The organism is Mesorhizobium sp. M0207, assembly GCF_040321995.1.
Taxonomy (GTDB): domain Bacteria; phylum Pseudomonadota; class Alphaproteobacteria; order Rhizobiales; family Rhizobiaceae; genus Mesorhizobium.
Map to the genome: position 1 here is coordinate 619,199 of NZ_JAMYSQ010000001.1, position 21,390 is coordinate 640,588.

23 protein-coding genes are annotated in these 21,390 nt (G+C 62.4%); 12 read left to right on the top strand and 11 right to left on the bottom strand.

Annotation, left to right across the window (positions count from 1 at the left end):
• Positions 1-101: 101 nt before the first annotated feature.
• Complete coding sequence (locus tag NKJ15_RS02860; protein ID WP_023677495.1) at positions 102-1,589, bottom strand: ATP-binding protein; 1,488 nt, start codon at positions 1,587-1,589, stop codon at positions 102-104.
• 335 nt (positions 1,590-1,924) lie between these two features.
• Here NKJ15_RS02860 and rpmH point away from each other — a divergent pair, with 335 nt between their 5' ends.
• The 5 genes from rpmH to yihA all read left to right on the top strand — a co-directional run bounded on the left by rpmH (position 1,925) and on the right by yihA (position 5,700).
• Positions 1,925-2,059, top strand: a complete 135-nt coding sequence (gene rpmH / locus NKJ15_RS02865) for a 50S ribosomal protein L34 (protein WP_008833937.1) — start codon at positions 1,925-1,927, stop codon at positions 2,057-2,059.
• A 23-nt stretch (positions 2,060-2,082) separates the two neighbouring features.
• The gene (rnpA, locus tag NKJ15_RS02870) at positions 2,083-2,436 is read left to right on the top strand and encodes a ribonuclease P protein component (protein WP_352539960.1); all 354 of its coding nucleotides are present in this window, start codon (positions 2,083-2,085) and stop codon (positions 2,434-2,436) included.
• Between the two features lie 13 nt (positions 2,437-2,449).
• The gene (gene yidC / locus NKJ15_RS02875) at positions 2,450-4,261 is read left to right on the top strand and encodes a membrane protein insertase YidC (protein WP_352813990.1); all 1,812 of its coding nucleotides are present in this window, start codon (positions 2,450-2,452) and stop codon (positions 4,259-4,261) included.
• A gap of 144 nt (positions 4,262-4,405) precedes the next feature.
• Complete coding sequence (locus NKJ15_RS02880) at positions 4,406-5,044, top strand: CatB-related O-acetyltransferase (protein WP_023677492.1); 639 nt, start codon at positions 4,406-4,408, stop codon at positions 5,042-5,044.
• A complete protein-coding gene (yihA, locus tag NKJ15_RS02885; protein WP_031193748.1) occupies positions 5,041-5,700 on the top strand; it encodes a ribosome biogenesis GTP-binding protein YihA/YsxC in 660 nt (219 codons plus the stop codon). Before NKJ15_RS02880 ends, yihA begins: the two co-directional genes overlap by 4 nt.
• Before the next feature lie 21 nt (positions 5,701-5,721).
• On the opposite strand, the gene NKJ15_RS02890 is transcribed toward yihA, so the two are convergent.
• Positions 5,722-6,471, bottom strand: a complete 750-nt coding sequence (locus tag NKJ15_RS02890) for a TetR/AcrR family transcriptional regulator (RefSeq protein ID WP_352452995.1) — start codon at positions 6,469-6,471, stop codon at positions 5,722-5,724.
• A 143-nt stretch (positions 6,472-6,614) separates the two neighbouring features.
• On the opposite strand from NKJ15_RS02890, the gene NKJ15_RS02895 reads away from it, so the two are divergent.
• Positions 6,615-7,793, top strand: coding sequence for an HlyD family secretion protein (locus NKJ15_RS02895; protein WP_352813991.1), 1,179 nt, complete (start codon positions 6,615-6,617; stop codon positions 7,791-7,793).
• A gap of 67 nt (positions 7,794-7,860) precedes the next feature.
• Positions 7,861-9,408 carry a DHA2 family efflux MFS transporter permease subunit gene (locus NKJ15_RS02900; RefSeq protein WP_352814126.1) on the top strand — a complete coding sequence of 516 codons (1,548 nt, stop codon included), beginning with the start codon at positions 7,861-7,863 and terminating at the stop codon, positions 9,406-9,408.
• 126 nt (positions 9,409-9,534) lie between these two features.
• Here NKJ15_RS02900 and msrB read toward each other — a convergent pair whose 3' ends face one another.
• The 4 genes from msrB to NKJ15_RS02920 form a co-directional block, all read right to left on the bottom strand.
• Complete coding sequence (msrB, locus tag NKJ15_RS02905) at positions 9,535-10,035, bottom strand: peptide-methionine (R)-S-oxide reductase MsrB (RefSeq protein WP_023677487.1); 501 nt, start codon at positions 10,033-10,035, stop codon at positions 9,535-9,537.
• A gap of 174 nt (positions 10,036-10,209) precedes the next feature.
• Positions 10,210-10,767, bottom strand: a complete 558-nt coding sequence (locus tag NKJ15_RS02910) for a fasciclin domain-containing protein (protein ID WP_023677486.1) — start codon at positions 10,765-10,767, stop codon at positions 10,210-10,212.
• A gap of 204 nt (positions 10,768-10,971) precedes the next feature.
• Positions 10,972-11,676, bottom strand: a complete 705-nt coding sequence (locus NKJ15_RS02915; protein WP_352814127.1) for an anti-sigma factor — start codon at positions 11,674-11,676, stop codon at positions 10,972-10,974.
• Complete coding sequence (locus NKJ15_RS02920; RefSeq protein WP_352501141.1) at positions 11,673-12,212, bottom strand: sigma-70 family RNA polymerase sigma factor; 540 nt, start codon at positions 12,210-12,212, stop codon at positions 11,673-11,675. The genes NKJ15_RS02915 and NKJ15_RS02920 overlap by 4 nt, the downstream gene beginning before the upstream one ends.
• 126 nt (positions 12,213-12,338) lie before the next feature.
• On the opposite strand from NKJ15_RS02920, the gene NKJ15_RS02925 reads away from it, so the two are divergent.
• Together NKJ15_RS02925 and argB are read left to right on the top strand one after the other, a co-directional pair.
• A complete protein-coding gene (locus NKJ15_RS02925; RefSeq protein WP_352813992.1) occupies positions 12,339-13,835 on the top strand; it encodes an amidase in 1,497 nt (498 codons plus the stop codon).
• 96 nt (positions 13,836-13,931) lie between these two features.
• The gene (gene argB / locus NKJ15_RS02930; protein WP_352472350.1) at positions 13,932-14,825 is read left to right on the top strand and encodes an acetylglutamate kinase; all 894 of its coding nucleotides are present in this window, start codon (positions 13,932-13,934) and stop codon (positions 14,823-14,825) included.
• A 19-nt stretch (positions 14,826-14,844) separates the two neighbouring features.
• Here argB and bchE read toward each other — a convergent pair whose 3' ends face one another.
• The gene (bchE, locus tag NKJ15_RS02935; protein WP_352813993.1) at positions 14,845-16,383 is read right to left on the bottom strand and encodes a magnesium-protoporphyrin IX monomethyl ester anaerobic oxidative cyclase; all 1,539 of its coding nucleotides are present in this window, start codon (positions 16,381-16,383) and stop codon (positions 14,845-14,847) included.
• Between the two features lie 102 nt (positions 16,384-16,485).
• A complete protein-coding gene (locus NKJ15_RS02940; RefSeq protein WP_352813994.1) occupies positions 16,486-16,962 on the bottom strand; it encodes an Lrp/AsnC family transcriptional regulator in 477 nt (158 codons plus the stop codon).
• Positions 16,963-17,108: 146 nt separating this feature from the next.
• On the opposite strand from NKJ15_RS02940, the gene phhA reads away from it, so the two are divergent.
• The gene (phhA, locus tag NKJ15_RS02945) at positions 17,109-17,936 is read left to right on the top strand and encodes a phenylalanine 4-monooxygenase (RefSeq protein WP_352814128.1); all 828 of its coding nucleotides are present in this window, start codon (positions 17,109-17,111) and stop codon (positions 17,934-17,936) included.
• An 8-nt stretch (positions 17,937-17,944) separates the two neighbouring features.
• Here the strand turns inward: phhA and NKJ15_RS02950 are convergent, their stop codons facing one another.
• Positions 17,945-18,430 carry a MarR family winged helix-turn-helix transcriptional regulator gene (locus NKJ15_RS02950; RefSeq protein WP_352455980.1) on the bottom strand — a complete coding sequence of 162 codons (486 nt, stop codon included), beginning with the start codon at positions 18,428-18,430 and terminating at the stop codon, positions 17,945-17,947.
• Positions 18,431-18,523: 93 nt separating this feature from the next.
• Here NKJ15_RS02950 and NKJ15_RS02955 point away from each other — a divergent pair, with 93 nt between their 5' ends.
• Complete coding sequence (locus NKJ15_RS02955; protein ID WP_352455979.1) at positions 18,524-18,691, top strand: hypothetical protein; 168 nt, start codon at positions 18,524-18,526, stop codon at positions 18,689-18,691.
• Between the two features lie 49 nt (positions 18,692-18,740).
• On the opposite strand, the gene NKJ15_RS02960 is transcribed toward NKJ15_RS02955, so the two are convergent.
• A complete protein-coding gene (locus NKJ15_RS02960) occupies positions 18,741-19,502 on the bottom strand; it encodes a GGDEF domain-containing protein (protein WP_023677477.1) in 762 nt (253 codons plus the stop codon).
• A 161-nt stretch (positions 19,503-19,663) separates the two neighbouring features.
• Between NKJ15_RS02960 and NKJ15_RS02965 the strand changes: the two genes are divergently transcribed.
• Positions 19,664-20,371 (top strand): pyrimidine 5'-nucleotidase, encoded by a 708-nt coding sequence (locus NKJ15_RS02965; protein ID WP_352455977.1) that lies wholly within the window; start codon positions 19,664-19,666, stop codon positions 20,369-20,371.
• Positions 20,372-20,405: 34 nt separating this feature from the next.
• Here the strand turns inward: NKJ15_RS02965 and NKJ15_RS02970 are convergent, their stop codons facing one another.
• Complete coding sequence (locus tag NKJ15_RS02970; RefSeq protein ID WP_352455976.1) at positions 20,406-21,245, bottom strand: LOG family protein; 840 nt, start codon at positions 21,243-21,245, stop codon at positions 20,406-20,408.
• Positions 21,246-21,390: the final 145 nt, after the last annotated feature.

The window sequence follows — 21,390 nt, forward strand, 5'->3', positions numbered from 1 at the left end:
GGTCCGTAACGAAACGAGCCGTTGCACGGCGGCCGAGCCGATGGCTCGTGGTCTCGGGACCAACCCTTGGTGATTGAAACGATCCGTAACGAAACGGTTCGTTACGCCGGGCGGCGCAGCCCGTTGCGGGCCTGGTCGAGCCGGACCGGCTGGTCGGGAATGGTGACGGCGAATGTGGTGCGGCCGCCGATCGATTCGACCAGCTCCACCGTGCCGCCATGGGCGCGGATCAATTCATGGGCGATCGCCAGGCCAAGGCCGGTGCCACCGCTGCGGGCCGAGCCGCGAAATGCCGCGAACAGGTTTTCGCGCGCCTTTGGCGGCAGGCCGGGGCCGGTGTCGGTGACGACGATGCGGCTGACGCTGCCGATGCGCTCGGCCGATATGGTCAGGCGGCGCACCACGGCGCTCTCGGTGTCCGCCGCCATCGCCTGCACGGCGTTGCGGCTAAGATTGGTGAGCACGCGGAACAGCTGGTCGGAATCGGCATCGACCTCGAGCACCGGGTCGACGGCGTTGACGAATTCGATGCCGCATTCGATGTCGAGCAGGCCCTGGACGTCTTCGACCAGCTGGCGCAGCCGCAGTCTGCGGCGCGACGGCGGCGGCTCCTGGGTGCGGCCATAGGCCAGCACGCCCTCCGAGTAGGACACCGCACGGTCGAGCGCGCGCAGCAGTTTTGGCGCGAACGCCTGCACGGTCGGGTCCTTGACCTGGCGCAGGCGGTCCGACATCAGCTGCGCCGAGGCGAGGATGTTGCGCATGTCGTGGTTGATCTTCGACACGGCCAGGCCGAGATCGGCCAGGTGCTTCTGCTCGGTCAGCATCTTCTGCAGCCGCTCCTGCATCTGCGACAGCTCGCGTTCGGCGACGCCGATCTCGTCGGCCCGGGCGGCGGGGTGAATGATGCGGCCGGGATCGTCGGGCGCCTCGGAAAAGGACAGCATCGAGCGTGTCATCGTCCTGATCGGGCCGATCATGATCAGGTCTATCGCGGCATAGACCAGCATGGCGGTGAACAGCGAGATCAGCAGCGAGACGAAGGCGACGTTGCGCGAATAGATCAGCATGGCATTGCGCAGGCGGTGGTCGGGCATGATCAGCTCGAATTCCTTGTCGCTGTCGCCGACCGGCCCGAAAACGCGCAGCATCCGCTTGCCGCCGAAAAACAGCGTGTCCAGCGCGCCGGTCATGCCCTTGATCATGCCGACATTGGCGATATCAATATGCTCGTCGACCTGCGGCGGCATTTCGGCCACGACCAGAAGCCGCGAGACGCCGCCGTCGCGCACGGCGATCGCCTTGGCGCCGATCGCCATCAGTACGTCGTTCTGGGCGGCACGCGACAGCGAGGCAGGTTCGCCCTGCACCAGGACGATGGAAACCGCGGCGGCGGTGCTCAGCCTCTCCTTCAGCCAGCTCAGCCTGTAGCTGGCGATCCAGGGCACGAAGATGAGGATTTCGGCCAACAGCACGAAGACGATGGTGAGCAGCAGCAACTTGGTCGACAGGCCGCGCGCCAGCGGCACCCTGCGGGTGGCGGCCTTCGCCTGGGCGATGCTTTCGTCGGTTGCTGGGACTTCACTCATGCTCGTCGTCACGGCTGCCTGTCATCACGGCTGCTTGTCTTAGGGACTGCTCGTCTTCACGATCGCTTGATCGGGCAAGATTAGGCGATTGCGGCTTTTTTGCCAAATTCATCCTTGGTCGAAGCCGGACAAAGGGCCGCAAGGACTTCCCTGCCGGTCCGACAACGCCGGCCCGACACGCTGGATTGACTTCCAAAACCCTTCTTTCTATAAGCCCGCTCACGCTCGGGCCATTCGTCCCGGCGCGGTTTCGATCGCGCCAAAACCGGCCCGGCAAAGCTCCTGTTACAAAGTGACAGAATCAAGAAGGGCCGCACCCCGCGGTATTTAAACAAATGAAGCGTACTTACCAGCCGTCCAAACTCGTCCGCAAACGCAGGCACGGTTTCCGCGCCCGCATGGCCACCAAAGGTGGCCGCGGCGTCGTCGCAGCCCGCCGCAACCGCGGCCGCAAGCGTCTCAGCGCCTGAGCACCAAGCGAGAGACAAGATCGTTGCCCGCAACCGGCAAGCCAACGGGTGCCCATCCCAAGCGGCTTCTGAAGCGCGCGGAATTCCTGGCTGTCCGCCGCGGCGAAAAGCGCCGCGGGCGGCTTTTCCTCGTCGAGGTCCTGGGCCGCGGCGACAGCGAGGCGCCGCGCGTCGGCTACACCGTCACCAGGAAGGTCGGCAACGCCGTCGTTCGCAACCGCATCCGGCGGCGGCTCAGAGAGGCCGTGCGCACGCATGCCGCCGATGACATGGCGCCCGGCAATGATTATGTCATCGTCGGGCGCGAAGACGTGCTTACCACTCCGTTCGGCCAGTTGAAGGCCGAACTCTCCCGCAGATTGCGTGGAACACGATAGGCCAAGGGCTTCGATGGAAAACAACCGCAACTTCTTCATCACCATCGCACTGTCGGTGCTGATCCTGGCGCTTTGGCAATATTTCTATGTGATGCCGCGCAGCGAGATGCAGCGCGAAGCCGCCCGCATCGAAGAGCAGCGCGTGGCGGAGCAGAAGAAGGCCGCCCAAGGCACCAGCCCGGGCGCCAGCGAAACACCGGTGCAGCCGGGCGCCATTCCGAACGCGCCTGGCGGCAACGCGGTGACGCCGGCCGGCCGCGAGCAGGCGATTGCCTCGACCCGCCGCGTCAAGATCGACACGCCGAGCCTCGAAGGCTCGATCAACCTCACCGGCGCGCGTCTCGATGATCTCAAGCTCAAGCACTACACGGAGACGGTCGACAAAAACTCACCCAAGATCGCGCTGCTCAATCCGGAGTCGCTGCCGAACGGATATTTCGCCGAGATCGGCTTTGTTGGCGAAGACAAGGTGGGAACGCTGCCGGGACCCAAGACCGTTTGGAACGTCGACGGCAATCCGACGCTAGCGCCGGCTACACCAGTGACGCTCACCTTCACCAACGATAAGGGCCTGACTTTCAAACGCACATTCTCGGTCGACAACGACTACATGTTCACCGTTTCCGACATCGTGCAGAATTCCGGCAGCAGCCCTGTCTCGCTGTTCAATTATGGCCGCATCACCCGCTTCGACAAGCCGGCGGTCGCCAGCACCTATGTGTTGCACGAAGGCCTGATCGGCGTCACCGGCAGCGAAGGCCTGCAGGAACACAAATACGCCGATCTCGAGAAAAACAAGCAGTACACACCGAGCAAGTCCAAGGACGGTTGGCTGGGCATCACCGACAAATACTGGGCGGCGACGCTGGTGCCGACAGAAGCGCAGGAGTTTCAGCCAAACTTCGCTTATTACGAGGACGGCCGTCATCGCTATCAAGCCGACTTCCGCACGGACGCGATTGCGCTGCAGCCCGGCGAATCCAAGACCATTGAATCGGAGATCTTTGCCGGCGCAAAGGAAGTCAACAAGATCAATGCTTACGAGAAAGATCGCAAGATAAGGCTTTTCGAAAAGCTGATCGATTGGGGCTGGTTCTGGTTCATAACTCAGCCGATGTTCTCGCTGATCGACACGCTTTACAAATTCTTCGGCAATTTCGGTCTGGCGATCCTCGCCACCACCGTCATCGTCAAGGCGCTGTTCTTCCCGCTCGCCAACAAGTCCTATGCGTCGATGGCGAACATGAAGAAGGTGCAGCCCAAGATGCTCGAGATCCGCGAGAAATACGCGGACGACAAGATGAAGCAGCAGCAGGCGATGATGGAGCTCTACAAGACCGAGAAGATCAATCCGCTCGCCGGCTGCTGGCCGGTGGCATTGCAGATCCCGGTGTTCTTCTCGCTCTACAAGGTGCTCTACATCACCATCGAGATGCGGCACGCGCCGTTCTTCGGCTGGATCCAGGATCTGGCGGCGCCGGACCCGACATCGATTTTCAACCTGTTCGGGCTGATCCCCGTTACCTTGCCGCACATGCTGATGATCGGCGTCTGGCCGCTGATCATGGGCGTGACGATGTTCCTGCAGATGCGCATGAACCCGACGCCGCCGGACCCGACGCAGGCGGCGATCTTCACGTGGATGCCCGTGATCTTCACCTTCATGATGGCGGGTTTTCCGGCCGGCCTCGTCATCTACTGGGCCTGGAACAACACGCTGTCGATCCTGCAGCAGGGCGTGATCATGAAGCGGCAGGGCGCCAAGATCGAATTGTGGGACAATCTGGTCGCGCTGTTTCGCAAGAAACCGTCGCCGGCGGAATAGCCGGCGCTCCGATAGTGCGAAACCAGAAAGCCCCGGTTCGTCCGGGGCTTTTTGCACAGGCTGCCCGCCTGGATTAAGCGATTGGTACTGCCGGACGGATCGCGCTATTTTGACCTGGCTGGCAGTTGCCCGACGGAGCTCGATATGACCGGACCCAATCCATCGATCAAGCATCCGATCCCGTTGCACACGCGCGTCGGCTTTCTGAAGCCGCTGGTGACGGCGCCGAATATCGAGATCGGCGACTTCACCTATTATGACGACCCTGACGGACCCGACAAATTCGCCGAAAAATGCGTGCTGCATCATTATCCGTTCATCGGCGACAGGCTGATCATCGGTAAGTTCTGCGCCATTGCCGAAGGCGCGCGCTTCATCATGAACGGCGCCAATCACGCCATGTCCGGCTTTTCGACCTATCCGTTCAACATCTTTGGTCACGGCTGGGAGGAAGGCTTCGACCCGGCGACATGGTCGAAGGAGGTGCGTGGCGACACAATCGTCGGCAACGACGTCTGGATCGGCATGGAAGCGGTTATGCTGCCGGGCGTGAAGATCGGCGACGGCGCCATCGTCGCGGCAAAGTCGGTGGTGACGCACGATGTGCCGGCCTATGCGATCGTCGCCGGCAATCCGGCCAAAGTGGTGAAGATGCGCTTCGATGACAGGACCATCCGGCGGTTGCTGGCGCTGGCGTGGTGGCACTGGCCAGTGGAAAAGATCAGCCGCAATCTCGATGCTATTCGTGGCAGCAACATTTTTCTTCTGGAGGCGGCGGTTTGAACGCGTTGAACAAGACCACGATCGGCATCGAATTGTTCACGCGAGCCTGGATATTCATCCGCGGCGTGCCGGCAATGAAATTCCTGCCGCCGGAGGGTCCGCCCGAGATCGCCTTTGCGGGCCGCTCCAATGTCGGCAAATCGTCGCTGATCAACGCGCTGGTCAACCAGAAGGGGCTGGCGCGCACCTCCAACACGCCGGGCAGGACGCAAGAGCTCAACTATTTCGTGCCTGGCGGATTTTCGGGAGAAGGCGCCGATCTGCCGCCGATGGCGCTGGTCGACATGCCAGGCTATGGCTACGCCACGGCACCGAAGGAAAAGGTCGACGAGTGGACGAAGCTCGTGTTCGACTATCTCAAGGGCCGGGTGACGCTGAAGCGCGTCTACGTGCTGATCGATGCCCGCCATGGCATCAAGGCCAAGGACGACGAGGTGCTGTCGCTGCTCGACAAGGCGGCGGTGTCGTATCAGATCGTGCTGACCAAGACCGACAAGATCAAAGCGGCGGGGGTACCGCGGCTGATCGAGGAAACGCTCCAGAAGATCAAGAAACGCCCGGCGGCATTTCCCTTCGTGCTCGCCACGTCGTCGGAAAAGAGCGAGGGTCTCGAGGAACTGCGTGCGGCGATCGTGCTCGCCGCCAATGGCGGATAGGCCACCGACCCTGGCAGCCTGTCAGGCGGGGCTGGAGGCCCGTTCCTGCTCTGCCAGCTGTTCGGTGCCGTAGGCCTTCAGGAACACGTCGACGCCCGACCTGACGATGTGTTCGATCTCGGCCGCACTTGGCGCCTTGGTGCGATAGGCGAATATGCACTGGCGGAAAAGACCGGCCAGACACAGCTCGGTGAACTGATAGGCGGCAAGTTCGACGTCGTCGATCTTCAGCAGGCCGCGTTCGATAGCCATGTTGAGGAAAACGACGACCCTGTCATGGCCACGCTTCGGGCCGCGTTCGTAGAACCGGGCACCAAGCTCCGGAATGCGTTCCGACGCGCCGATCACCGTCCGCTGCGCCAGGATGACCCTCGCCGAAGTGATCTTCATGGACAGCACGACGCCGAACTTCACCAGCGTCTGGCGAAGGTCGCCAATCTGGTCGAGCACTTCATACATGTTCTTGAAAATCGTGCCGCGCTCTTCCTCGATCAGCGCTTCGAACAGCTCTTCCTTATTGGCGAAGTAGACATAGATGGTGCCCTTGGACACGCCGGCCTCGCGCGTAATGTCGTTCATCGACGCGGCTTCGAAGCCCTTGTCGATGAAGACACGGCGCGCACCCTCGATGATCTGGCTGCGCTTGACCGGGTCTTGCCCCGCGGCCGGGCGGCCGCGCGGCAGACTGTCCAGCAGATCGCACTGGTCCTTGCCGGCGCTGGGCAATGGGCCTGAATCAGGCAAAGGAGCGGCCTTGGGGGCTTCGGCCATAATGTCACACCTCGTAAAATAATTCGAACCATCCGGTTCGATTGCTCTTGATATGGGCCTCTTTAAGCGCTAAGTCAACGTCGAGATCGAACCGAACGGTTCAGTCTGACGAAATTCAGCGCCAGTTAATTTAGAGAGATATCATGTCCTCGAACGCGCCCACCAGTGCCGAAGTCCGCCCGTTCCCCAGTGCCAAGGTCCAGCCTGCGATCGAAGCGCCGGAAGCCCCTCTCAAGCCCGCCGACGTCACCCCGCTGGCTCCCGCCAAGAAGAAGCGCTCGATGCGCTCGATGTTGCTGCCCATCATCGGCCTGGCCCTGCTGGGCGCCGGCGCCTGGTATGGCTATGATTACTGGACCGACGGGCGCTTCATGATCACGACCGACGACGCCTATGTCCAGGCCGACACGGCGTTCATCTCGCCAAAAATCTCGGGTTATGTCGATCAGGTCAAAGTGACCGAGAACCAGCAGGTGAAGGCCGGCGACCCGCTGCTGATCGTCGATGACGGCGACTACAAGATAGCCGTTGCCCAGGCCGAGGCGCAGATCGCCACGTTGAGCAAGACGCTCGACCGCATCGATGCTCAGACCGAGGCGGCGCGCGCCTCGCTCAAGCAGGCGCAGGCGCAGAAGACCGCCGACCAGGCCGCGGCCGATAATGCGAAGCGAGCTCAGGTTCGTGCCGCCCAGTTGCTCAAGACCCGCGTCGGTACTCAGGCCCAGTTGGACGATGCCCAGACGGCGGTCGAGCAAGCCAATGCCGCACTAGCCGGCGCCGACGCGCAGATCGCGGCGGCTCAGGCCAATATCGGCGTGCTCCAGGCGCAGCGGGCGGAATCGGCAAGCACGCTGGCCTCGCTGCAGCTTGCCCACGACAAGGCGGTGCGGGATCTGTCCTTCACCGTGCTGCGCGCACCCTATGACGGCGTGGTCGGCAACCGCTCGGTCGAGCAGGGCGACCTGATCGGCCCCGGACAGAAGCTCGCCGTCATCGTGCCAATGGACAAGCTCTACATCGTCGCCAACTTCAAGGAGACCCAGCTTGCCCGGCTGGTGCCTGGTGAAAAGGTCAGAGTGTCGGTCGACGCGATCGACGGTCAGGACATCGAGGGTACCGTGTCGTCGCTGGCCCCGGCTTCGGGAGCAGTGTTCTCGCTGCTGCCGCCGGAAAACGCCACAGGCAATTTCACCAAGGTGGTGCAGCGCGTTCCGGTTCGCATCGACGTGCCTGCCGATGTGCTGAAGACGGGCAAGCTGCGCGCCGGCCTGAGCGTCGTCGTCGCCGTCGACAGCCGCACCGCGCCTGCGGCATCGAAGTAAAGCGGAACCGGGAGCAAGGGTCATGGCGACCGCAACCCTAACTGCAGGATCGGCGCCGGCGCCAGCCATGCCGGTTGACCACATCTCGACACGCCGCGTCATCGCCTTCCTGGCAATGGTGTTCGGCATGTTCATGGCGATCCTGGACATCCAGATCGTCTCGGCCTCGCTGGCCGAGATCCAGGCGGGCCTGAGCGCCAGTTCGGACGAAATTCCGTGGGTGCAGACGGCGTATCTGATTGCCGAGGTGGTGATGATCCCGCTGTCGGGCTTCCTCAGCCGGATGCTGTCGACGCGGGTGCTGTTCACAATCTCGGCGGCAGGTTTCACCGCGGCCAGCGCGCTGGCGGCGACCGCAACCAATATCGACCAGATGATCGTCTACCGCGCCGTGCAGGGCTTCATCGGCGGCGGCATGATCCCGAGCGTCTTTGCAGCCGCCTTCACCATCTTCCCGCCGTCGCGTCGCGCCATCGTCTCGCCGATGATCGGCCTGGTAGCGACGCTGGCGCCAACCATCGGCCCGACCGTCGGCGGCTATATCAGCCATGCCATGTCCTGGCACTGGCTGTTCCTGGTCAACGTCGTGCCCGGCATTCTGGTGACGACGGCCGCCTGGTCGCTGATCGACTTCGACAAACCCAATCTCAAGCTGTTCAGCAAGTTCGACTGGTGGGGGCTTGCCGGCATGGCCGCCTTCCTGGGCTGCATGGAATATGTGCTGGAGGAAGGTCCCAACAACGACTGGCTGCAGGATCAGGCGGTGTTCATCTGCGCCGTCATCATGACCTTCGGCGCGGTGCTGTTCTTCTGGCGCGTGTTGACCGCCGAGGAGCCGATTGTCGACCTGAGGGCTTTCAGCAATATCAATTTTGCCTTCGGCTCGTTGTTCTCCTTCGTCGTCGGCATCGGCCTCTACGGTCTGACCTATCTTTATCCGGTGTTCCTGGGGCGGATCCGCGGCTACGATTCGATGATGATCGGCGAGGCGCTGTTCGTCAGCGGCCTGGCCATGTTCTTCACTGCGCCGATCTCCGGCATCCTGTCGAACAAGATGGACCCGCGCATCATGATGATGATCGGCTTCTTCGGCTTCGCCACGGGGACCTGGTGGATGACGCATCTCACCGCCGACTGGGATTTCTATGAACTGCTGATCCCGCAGATCCTGCGCGGCTGCTCGATGATGCTTTGCATGGTGCCAATCAACAACATTGCGCTCGGAACCTTGCCGCCGGAGCGGCTGAAGAATGCGTCTGGCCTGTTCAACCTGACCCGCAATCTCGGCGGCGCCGTCGGCCTGGCAGTCATCAACACCGTGCTGATCGACCGCAATGCCTTCCACTACGCCAGGCTCTCCGAGCACGTGCAATGGGGAAGTGCCGCTGCGCAGCAGAAGCTGCAGAACATGACGCTCAACTTCGAGCAGACCGCCGGGCTCGACGCCTCCAAGGCGGCCATCTCCAAACTGTCAGGCATGGTCCAGCAGCAGGCGTCGCTGCTGTCGTTCATGGACGTATTCTTCATGCTGACGGTTTTGTTCGCGACGCTTGGGCTCTTCACCCTGGTGATCCGCAAGCCAGCCGCTCAAGGCGGCGGTGGCGGAGGCCATTGAGGCGCGCTGGATCCCCCGCCTGGCGCCCTCGCGCATGACCCCGAAAAGCGATTTTCGGGGTCATGCGCAAAATCAACCATTACGAAGTCCTCTCGCGCTCCGACAAAGTCAGGGTCGCAGCCGTCCTCACGCCGTCGCCGGCTTGAAGGTCAAGGCAACGCCATTGATGCAGTGTCGCAACCCGGTCGGCGGCGGACCGTCGTCGAATACGTGGCCGAGATGGCCGCCGCAGCGGCGACAATGGACCTCCGTGCGGGTCATGCCCAAAGACCTGTCCACGGTCTTGCCGACGGAATTCGGGATTTCCTGCCAGAAGCTCGGCCAGCCTGTGCCGGAATCGAACTTGGTCTCTGACGAATAGACCGGCAGGCCGCAGCCGGCGCAAGCGAAGATGCCTTTGCGGTGCTCGTTGAGCAGCGGACTGGTGCCCGGGTATTCCGTGCCCTCCTTGCGCAGCACATTGAAGGCCGCGTCGGACAGGATGGCGCGCCACTCGGCTTCGGTCTTGGTAACCTCGAAAGTCTCAGCCGCGCGTGCATCCTGGGCTCCGCCCATGCGCAGCGCGGTGGCGCCTGCGACAACGCCAATGGCTGCCGCACCACTCAAAAGAAGCTCGCGACGGTTCATGGCCATTCCTCCTGTCATTGCTTGTGCCAAATTCGACCGCCACACGGAAATCAAAAGCCGGTGACGATCGCTGTCCTCAAAGCGGGACTCCGCGCCTATCCACATCTTGCGTGAACGGCGCGGAGCGTGCGCAGGGAGGCCCTTAGCGATATCTTCGCCGGCAGCGTGCGTTTGTTACATCTTCGGCAGGAGAACCTTGTCGACGACGTGGATGACGCCGTTGGACTGCTCGACATCGGCGATCGTCACATTGGCGACGTTGCCGTTCTCGTCGGTCACGGTGACCTTGCCGCCGTCGGCCTTGAGCGACAGTTCGCAACCACCGACCGTCTTCACCTTGTGGGTGCCGCCGTCGTTCTTGACCATCTTGGCGACGTCGGCGGCCATCGCTTTGGCGCCGATGACATGGCAAGTCAGGATCTTGACGAGCTTGTCCTTGTTTTCAGGCCTGAGCAGCGTCTCCACCGTGCCGGCTGGAAGTGCCGCAAAGGCCTCGTTGGTCGGCGCGAACACAGTGAAGGGGCCAGCGCTTTGCAGTGTATCGACCAGGCCGCCTGCCTTGACGGCAGCGACCAGCGTCGTGTGGTCCTTCGAGTTGACAGCATTTTCGACGATGTTTTTCTGGGCATACATGGCGGCGCCGCCGACCATCGGATTTTGAGCATAGGCAATGGTGGCGAGCGCGGAAATGGCGACCGTGCCGGCAAGCAAAAGGGTGGCGAATTTACGCATGATTTCAATCTCCTCTGGTTATCGTTCCCCTCATTTGGGAACGCAAGGAGATACGCGATAGAAATGCTGGAGTTTCGCCCTCTCCGCAAAAAAATATTTGCCGCTGCAATTTGCCGGGCTCGGATCGACAGCCGCCAACAAGCTTTGCAGGCGTCTACATCGCGGGAGATAGATTTCAGGTCTGCTTCCAGAGATGAGAAGTGGTCAGATGCTCTTCAGATCGCCCGCTGCGACCACCGGTCCAGTCGGCGCGCCGGTCGGTGAACCGCCGGCAGGCTCAACGCTGACCGCAAGCACGGCGCCTTGCGCCAATTTCTCCTGGACGGCGGGCGGGATGGCCAAATGCGCGGTCGCACCGGCCGGGATGACGCCCATCGACACCGGCGCCTTCTTGCCTTCTATCATCCACAGTTCGAAGTCCTTGCCGGCGGCCCGCTCGCCGGAAACGTGAGAAAGACCGACCTCGTGACGGGCGGCATCGTAGACGACGAGATATTTGACGTCGCTGCCTTCGGCCGCCAGCGAGGCGACAAGCCGCGCCTGCGGCGGTTCGATGGACGGGCGGAGGTAAGGCACGGCGATGTAGATCGCCAGCGCCGCAATGGCGGCGGCGGCAAGACCGCGCCAGAAGCCAAGGCTCGACCACAGGCCGGCGCGCGGCTCTGCAGCGAAAAGCCGGCGGTCCAATGCTTCCTTGACCCTGATCGGAGGCTCTGTCTCCGGATAGGCGGCGGCCATCGGCGAAAGATGCGCCTCCCAGGCATCGACAAGGCGCGCGAAGGCGGCGTCCGCATCGATGCGGCGCGACGCGATCTCGCGTTCATCGGCGGCCAGAACGCCAAGAACGTATTCGGCGGCGAACAGGTCGTCGCCCCCACGTTCCGGTCCATTGTCGTCAGCCAGCGTCATCTTTCCAGGCATTCTCTCAGTTTCAACAGGCTGCGCCGCAGCCAGGTCCGCATCGTGTTCAGCGGTACGCCATAGCGCTCCGCCAGTTCGGCATAGCTTTTGCCATCCAGATAGGCGCCCCGGACGGCCGCCGCCCGGTCCTTCTCCAATTCCTCGAGACAATGGTAGATGCGTTCGGACTCACCGCCCGCCACGGCCATGGCCTCCGGCCCCGGCGCCGGATCGGCCACGTCGAGCGCGGCATCGATATAGGCGGCAGGCTCTCGCCGCGCCCTGATCCGATCGATCGCATGATTGCGCGCAATGGCCACCAGCCAGGAGATCGGGCTCAGATCCGAAACGGCGAAACGGTCCGCCTTCGTCCATATCTTGACGAAGACCTCTTGAAGCGCTTCTTCAGCATCTCCCCGATCCTTCAATACACGAAGGCAGACGCCGAAAAGTTTCGCGCTGGTCTGCCGGTAGAGCAGATCGAACGCAGCCCGGTCCTTCATCGAAGTCCGGACAATCAGGTTGCTGATGTCCTGCGGCGTCATTCGCCGCCAAATTAGGCGATTGTAATGTATTTGCAACGACTGAAATGGTCTTGCGCACCGGCAGCGCCAGCGTCGATTGCCAATGAAATCGCCGCCCGCTAGCTTGCAATGAGCGGGAGGGCGACCATGTCGATTGAGCGGGTTCTGTGGGAGCATGACGCAACCGGCCAGGCCGCACTCGTGCACAAGGGAGAGATCACACCGCAAGATCTCGTCGATGCGGCGATCGCCCGGGCCGAGGCCACCCTGCCGGAGATCAACGCCATCGCCGAACCGCTTTTTGAGGCGGCGCGGGCGCGAGCGAAAACCGTCGACCACAAGCTGCCGCTTGCCGGAGTGCCCTTTGCGCTGAAGGACCTCGGCATCGCCATGAAAGGCGTGCCGACGCATGGCGGCAGCCGCATCCCGGCCTTCACCCCCGATTTCAGTTCGGTGATGACGGAACGCTATCTGGCCGCCGGCCTGATCCCGATCGCCACCAGCACCGCACCCGAACACGGGCTGAGGCTGGTGACCGAGTCGGTGGCTTACGGCGTCACCCGCAATCCATGGAACACCGCGCATACGACCGGCGGTTCCTCGGGCGGTGCGGCTGCGCTGGTCGCGGCCGGCGTCGTGCCGGTGGCGCATGCCTCGGATGGCGGCGGCTCGATCAGGGTGCCTGCCGCTTGCACCGGGCTGGTCGGGCTGAAAACCTCGCGCGGCCGCGTACCCTTGACGCCGCTCGTCACCGAAAGCTGGTACGGCTTCGTCGTCGACCATGCGTTGGCCCGCTCCGTGCGCGATACGGCCCTGCTGCTCGACCTGACCCACGGGCCCGACCCGCTGTCGCCCTACGCGGCACCCTCGCCGAACGGCAGTTTCACTGCGGCCGCCGGGCGCGATCCGGGCAAGCTCAAGCTCGCCTTCTATCGAAAATCGCCGCTCGGCTTGCCGATATCCGAAGAGACGTTGAAAGCTCTGGATGCGGCGATTGCGCTGGCGCGCGAAGGCGGGCACGGCGTCGAGGAGATCGACCTGCCCTATATCGATCGTGATTTCATCGCCGATTTCGCCAGAACCGTCGCCGCGGCGGTGGCCGGCACGATGCGTGGCGAGGCCTTGCGCGTCGGCCGCTCCATCTCAGGCGACATCGAACGCGCCACGCGCGTGATGAGCCGGTTCGGTGAAATCCTCTCGGCCGGCGAAATCTATGCCGGCCTGCAGCGGCTGCACGCAACCTCGCGCCAGCTTATCACCGAAACCGCGCACTATGATGCAGTGCTGATGCCTGTCATCGCGCACCCGCCGCTCGCCTGCGGCACCATGGACCCGAAAGGCGCCGACGAATTCATCGAGAATGTCCTGGACAGACTGCGCCTCGCCGGCCTGCTGAAGTTCAAGCCGCTATTCGGCCAGCTGATGGACAAGAGCCTGTGGTTCACCCACTGGCCGGCGATCCAGAACGTCAGCGGGCAACCGTCGATCACGCTTCCGGTTTACGTCACCGATGCCGGCCTGCCGCTCGGCGTCCAGGCCGCCGGCCGCCCCGGCGACGAGGAAACGCTTTTGTCGTTCGCCGCGCAGATGGAAAGGATCTCGGGCTGGCTGGGCCGACGGGCGCCGCTGCAGCGGCCGGCATAGGCGGTGATTTGATCGATCGTGACAGCAAAGCCGTTTGCCCCGTCGTCTAATTCCCGCTAAGACGCCGCCGTTCATGCCAAGCTGGGAACCACGCCGATGACGGATGTCGCCGCCACCGCCGAAATGCAGGCCGCGCTGCTTTCAAGGGCGCTGCCCTACATGCAGCGCTACGAGAACAAGACGGTCGTGGTGAAATATGGCGGCCACGCGATGGGCGACATCGCGCTCGGCAAGGCTTTCGCCCGCGACATCGCACTTTTGAAACAATCCGGCGTCAACCCGATCGTCGTGCATGGCGGCGGGCCGCAGATCGGCGCCATGCTCGCCAAGATGGGCATCGAATCCAAATTCGAGGGCGGCTTGCGCGTCACCGACCAGAAAACCGTCGAGATTGTCGAGATGGTGCTGGCCGGGTCGATCAACAAGGAGATCGTCGCGCTGATCAATGCCGAGGGCGAGTGGGCGATCGGCCTGTGCGGCAAGGACGGCAACATGGTGTTTGCCGAAAAGGCACGAAAGACCATGATCGATCCGGATTCCAACATCGAACGGGTGCTCGACCTGGGCTTCGTTGGTGAGCCTGTCGAGGTCGACCGCACATTGCTCGACCTCCTGGCGCGGTCCGAAATGATCCCGGTGCTGGCGCCGGTGGCGCCCGGCCGCGACGGCCATACCTACAACATCAACGCCGACACTTTTGCCGGCGCCATCGCCGGCGCCTGCCAGGCGACGCGCCTGCTGTTCCTTACCGACGTGCCCGGCGTGCTCGACAAGGACAAGAAGCTGATCGACGAGCTGACCGTGGCCGAGGCCAAGGCCCTGATCAAGGATGGCACGGTCTCGGGCGGCATGATCCCCAAAGTCGAGACCTGCATCGAGGCAATCGAGCGCGGCGTCGCAGGCGTCGTCATCCTCAACGGCAAGACGCCGCATGCGGTGCTGCTCGAGCTGTTCACCGAACACGGCGCCGGCACGCTGATCGTGCCGTGAGGCCGGGTGTCTGAGAGGCTCAAGCGTTTGGCGAAATAGCGGTCACGGACTTACGCGGCAGGCGTTCGACAACCATCGATTCCTCGTCCTCGTCTTGCGGCGCGCCCCAGAATTCGGCGAGCGTCGGGCCATTTTTGAGGCGGCGGTCGCGGACCAGAAAGCCCCAGACTTCGCGAAACCAGACGCGGCGGCCCATTCTGGTGTACCAGCGCATCGAATGTCGTTGCTCCGGATCCTTGTGGAACAGGATGCGCGCCAAGGCCTTGGGCCGCGACTGCACCGCCAGTTCGATCAGCTTGACGGCGAAGAACAGCATCCACGGCTTGAGGCGGGTCATCCGCAGGACCTGATGCTTGTAGTCCCACAGGCGGGCATCCAGCTGGATCACCTTGCGGTCCCTGGCAATCCTGAAGAACGGCGTCCAGCGATGCGGCGTCACATAGAGCGCCTGGATCTGGTCGGGGTCATAAGCGATCAGCTGGCGGAAGCCGCGCCAGAGGTCGCGCAAGCCTTCGTCCTCGAAACCGGCCACCCAGGTCGCCATCGACAAGATGCCGTTGAGGCGCAGCAGCCGTATCGCCTCGCGGTCGGATGAGGTGCTGCCGCCCTTGCGGATCAATGCAAGCGTCTGCTCGTCGGTGTTTTCCATGCCAAGCAGCCAGCGGATGACGCCGGCCTGGCGATAAAGATGCAGGCTCTCGGCGTCGCGGACGATGTCGTCGGCGCGGGTGGAGCCGACGATCAGCACCGGCACATTCTCGGCGATCATCGCATCGAGAAAGGCGCGCCAGGCTTTTTTGGACGACGTCGGGTTCTCGTCGGCAAGGTTGATCAGCTCGACGCCATGCTCGCGGTATAGCCAGGCAATCTCCCGCGCGAACTTCCCGGGGTCGCGGTGCCGCCAGCGCGTCCAGAAGCCGCGCTGGCCGCAATAGTTGCACAGATGCGGACAGCCTCGCGAGAACTGCATGACCACCGCGCGCTTGCCTCCCCAATAGCTGTAGCGACTGAAATCGATCAGTTCCCAGCCGATGCGGTAGTCGTCTAGGTTGGCGATCGTTCTTGCCGGCTTGGTGGCAAAGGGCTGGCGCAAATCGTCAGGAAAGGCGATGCCCGCCACATCCGACAGCGGCTTGCGTTTCTCCAGCGCTTCGGCAAGCGCCACTATGGTCGCCTCGCCCTCGCCACGAACGATGACATCGAAGGCATCCGTTTCGGCCAGTATGTCGCGCCAGTGATAGGTCGGAAACACGCCGCCATAAATCAGGATTGCCGCCGGATCGATGTGCTTGACCATGCCGGCGATCAGCAGGGCTGTCGGATGCGCAGACGTCGAGCCGGAATGGCCGATCAAAATGCAGTGGGGATGGTCGCTCAAGGCGTCCCGGACCAGCGTGGCAAGCGCCATCGGCCCGAATTCGGCGTCCACAAGCCGCACTTGATGTCCCGCGTCGATCAGCGGACCGCCCAGTGCCAGCAAACCGAGCGGCGGCAGATGGTCGTCCGGGACGCGGCTGCCGATAGCTGTATGTGGCGGATTGATCAGGACGATTTTCATGGCGGACCTTATGCAATGGCGGTCCGCATGTCGTAGTCGGCGATCTAGCTCTGGAGATTGGCTCGATTCAGCAGTTCGTGTGCAGCTTTTCCGCAGAAATGCCTATCGTCTGAGATGTGCAAGCGGGACATGGCCTGGCCCCTTGATGTTCTGCAGCACAAGCTGCGTGTGTACGTCGCGCACGCCTTCGAGCCGCATCAGCCGGTGCATGACGAAGGCATTGAGTTCTTCGACCGACGGCACCATGACATGCAGCAGGAAATCGTAGTCTCCAGTCATCGTCCAGCACGACGACACCTCGTCCATGCGCTGCACGGCGGCGATAAAGTTTTCGGGCGAGCCGTCGCTGTGGGTTACGAGGCGCACCTGGATGAACACCTCGACCATCAGACCGACGGCGCGGCGGCTGAGCACCGCAGCGAAGCCCTTTATGATGCCCGCCTGCTGAAGGGCCTCGAAGCGCCGCGCGCAAGGTGTCGTCGACAGGCCGATCTCCTGCGCCAATTCGGAGACCGGCTTGCGCCCGTCGCGCTGCAGGATGTCGAGCATCTTGATCTCGAATTCGTCAAACTGAGGCATTTTCACTCTCCCAAAGCTCGATCGTGCAGCCTTTTACCTCCAACCCTGCGTTTGAGCCACCATCAAAGCTGATTTGCCTCGCGCGATCCGGCTAGAATTTCCGGCAATTGGCTGGTCATGATTTCCAGGGAGAGCAAGCCGTGACAATGAACGTTGCCGACTATGCCCGCGAATGCGCGGCGCGAGGCCTTCGCGGCGATTATTCGGTCTGCCGTGCCGATTTCACCGTGGCGCAGGGCTACAATTATAGCGACGAAGAACAGGCGGTGTGGCGCACGCTGTGCGACCGCCAGACGAAGCTGACCAGGAAGCTCGCCCACCATTCCTATCTCGATGGCGTTGCGGCGCTCGGCCTTCTCGACAAGATCCCGGATTTCGGTGCGGTCAGCGAGAAGCTGCGCAAGCTCACCGGCTGGGAGATCGTCGCTGTGCCGGGGCTCATCCCCGCCCAGCCGTTCTTCGACCACCTCGCCAACCGCCGCTTCCCGGTCACCAACTGGCTGCGAACCCAAAAGGAGCTCGACTACATTGTCGAGCCCGACATGTTCCACGATTTCTTCGGTCACGTGCCGATCCTGACGCAGCCGGTCTTTGCCGACTTCATGCAGATGTATGGCAAAAAGGCCGATAACGTGATTGCGCTCGGCGGCGACGAGATGATCACCAGGCTTTACTGGTACACCGTCGAATACGGGCTGATACGCGAGCCGGGCCAGCCGCTGAAGGCTTTCGGCGCCGGGCTGATGTCATCCTTCACGGAGCTTCAGTTCGCGGTCGAAGGCGGCGAGGCGCACCATGTCCCCTTCGACCTGGAAACCGTAATGCGCACCGGCTACGAGATCGACAAGTTCCAGCGTGCCTATTTCGTGCTGCCGTCGTTCAACGCCCTGCGTGATGCTTTCGAGACCGCCGATCTTGCGGCGATCGTGGCGCGCCGCAAAGGCGAGCCAGCGCTCGACCCGGCGAGCCTATAGGCTGTCGGTTATTCCAACGCCTCGGCCTTCAGCCGGGCCAGCTGGTCGCGCTGAAGGTCGAGGGACGCCGTAACGAAGCGCAGGATCGTGGCGAGCTCAGTGTCGCTGAATGTGGCGATCACCTTTTCCCCCTCCTGCGCGATCGCGCCATAATAGCGCGTCGATAGTTCTCGTGTGAGTTCCGTCGCCTCTATGACCACCTTGCGCCTGTCCTCAAGGCTGCGCGTTCGTGTCAGCAGGCCGCGTGCCTCCAGCCGGTCGATCAGCGCGGTGACCGCGGCCGGCGTCAACCCTGTTGCGGCCGCGACCTCGCCAGCCGATCGCGGGCCGCCATAGAGCAGCGCCAGGCAATGGCGTTCCGCCATACTCAGCCCAAGCCTATCGCCCACTGCCTCGTCATAAGCCTGCGTCGCGTCCTGCCAGCCCATAATGGCAAGGCTGATGGCGGTCTTCATGTCGGCCCGATTCATGCTTGACGAATTTATTTCGATCATCTAACTATCAAACTGCCTAACATTATGGCTATTATAGTAATATGCTGCATCAGGCGCAAGGCAAGGCCTGTCGCAGCCTGCAAGGAGTGAAACATGAATCAGACCCCGACGCGCGGCCCACTCACACCGGCCGAGGAGTTCAAATATGCCAAGCTGGCGATGGAGTGGTATGGCTGGGGCTCTCCCATTGGCCTTGGCATCGCTCTGGTGGCGGTGGCGGCGGCCGCCCTGCTGTTCCGCATCGCCATCTTCGGATTTTGACAGTCTGGCAGCGGCGCGGTTGAATGCAGCAGAAGGCTTAGGGCCGAGCTCAGGCGGCTTCGGAAATATCGCGGTCGATGATCGACAGATTACGGCCGCGATGCTTGGCCTCGTAGAGCCGCTGGTCGGCGGCGCGCATTAGCTCCGACACTGCGGCGTCTCTGCCGCAGGTGATGCCGCCAATACTGACTGTCAGCGGAACCGTTCGTTCGTCGACGGGCCGGAAACGGATACGCTCGACTTCACGGCGGATGCGCTCGGCGATGCGCCTGGCCTCGTGTTCGGTGGCACCAATCAGAAGGGCGCAGAATTCCTCGCCGCCGATGCGGCCAAGCACGTCGCCGCTGCGCACGCCACGCTCTATCGCGTTTGCAATCAGGAGCAGCGCATCGTCGCCGATCAGATGGCCGTAGCTGTCGTTGATGGTCTTGAAATGGTCGGCATCGACGATCAGCAATGCCCCGCGATCGGATTTGCGCCGGGAGCCGTCGAGAGCGGCAAAGAAACTTTCGCGGTTGAGCATGCCGGTCATGTCGTCGCGGCTCGCCTTTTCCGCCAAGCGCCTGTGCGCGGCGGCGAGTTGGGCATGGGCGCGGGCGAGCTCGCGATGCGCGGTCTGCAACCTTTCGCCCTGCCAGAACGTATAGGCGCCGACGCTCCAGGCCAGCGCGAGCGGGCACACGGTGGATGTCAGCCAGATGGTGCGATTGATCGGAAACCCCATTGCCGGCACGACGATCAGCGTCAGCAAAAGCGAGACCGCGACGGAGGCGAAAGCGATGGCGGCAGACTTTAGAAATATGCGATTCATCGCTTGCTCCCACTGGTCCGTCTTGGTTCCAGCAAAGCGCTGAATGTCACCTTTCGGCGATGCTTAAGATTTTAATCATGGCGCCATTTTTACCACCCAGGGCGCGCATAGGTTGTGGATAGACCTCCTGTTAGAAAGATCGTTTCGTGCCATAAGGACGTATGACGACACTTCCCGACCCCGCCCGCTTTGCCCATGTCACCGACTGGGTGTTCGATCTCGACAACACGCTTTATCCGCATCATTCGAATCTGTTCTCGCAGATCGATGTGAAGATGACCGCCTACGTCGGAGAATTGCTGACGCTGCCGCGCGAGGAAGCACGCAAGCTGCAAAAGGAGCTCTACCGCGAATATGGCACGACGCTGAACGGATTGATGACGCGCCACGGCATCGACCCCGACGATTTTCTCGAGAAAGTGCACGACATCGATTATTCCTGGCTGGTTCCAGATCCCGTCCTAGGCACCGCCATTCGCCAGCTTCCCGGCCGTAAATTCATCTTCACCAACGGGGATCGCCGGCATGCCGAACGCACCGCGCGGCAGTTGGGCATTCTCGAGCATTTCGATGATATTTTCGATATCGTCGCAGCCGGACTGAACCCGAAGCCGGCGCGGCAATCCTATGAGAAATTTGCCGAACTCCACGCCGTTACCGGACAAAATGCGGTGATGTTCGAAGATCTTGCCCGCAACCTGTCGGTGCCGAAATCGCTGGGCATGACTACGGTGCTGGTGGTGCCGCGCAATTTCGAGCCGACCTTCTCGGAAATCTGGGAACGCGACCCGGCCAACGAGGACGATGTGGACTTCGTCACCGACGACCTCGCCAGCTTTCTCACGGCGATCGTGGAAGTCCCTGCTTGAGGCAGCCGGCGCGCTTCAAGTCCTTGCTTGCATGTCAAAGTTTATAGAAGCGGCTGACGATCCCCCAGGCCTCGTCAGCGGTGTCGACGAAATCGATGATATCCTGATCGCCGGGTGTGATCGTGCCTTGCTCGGCGAGGAAATCGAGGTCGATCGCCTTTGCCCAGAAAGCCTTGCCGAACAGAATGACCGGCACGCGTTCCATGCGGCCGGTCTGGATCAGGGTCAGCGTCTCGAAGAACTCGTCCATCGTGCCGAAGCCGCCTGGAAACACCGCAACGGCCTTGGCACGCATGACGAAATGCATCTTGCGGACCGCGAAATAGTGGAAGTTGAAGCAGAGTTCCGGCGTCACGTAGGCGTTTGGCGCCTGCTCGTGTGGCAGCACGATATTGAGACCGATCGACGGCGCGCCAACATCGTCGGCGCCACGATTGCCGGCCTCCATGACACCCGGCCCGCCGCCGGTCACCACGACGAATTCGCGATAGTACGAGGTGGCCGACTGCTGTGAGCAGAGGCGGGCGAATTTGCGCGCCTCCTCGTAATATTTGCTGTTTTGCTCGAGGTTCTTCTTCTGCGTCTCGTTCTTGGCCGCCCAGGCTTCGCCGCCGGGCTCGGGAATGCGGGCGCCGCCGAACAGGATGACGGTCGATTGGATGCCGCGCTCGGCCAGGATCATCTCCGGTTTAAGCAGTTCGAGCTGCAGTCTGACCGCACGCAACTCGCGCCGCGTCATGAAATCGGGATCGTTCCAAGCCAGCCGATATGTCTCCGCGCGCGTTTGCGGCGTGTCCGGCACGCTTCTCGACCGCTCCAGATCCTCGTCCGAATGCGGCAGCGGCGTCCATCCCGCCTTTTCCATGGGAGTCATATTTGCTTTACCCGTCCAATCATTCACCTGCGCCGTCCCGTGACGCTGCCGCGATTGACCCTCCCCAAGCCTTCACATAGGGTCCGCGCGACTTTCAAACAGGTTAAGGCGCCGGCTCTTAACAGCTTGGTAATGGAGCGAATTC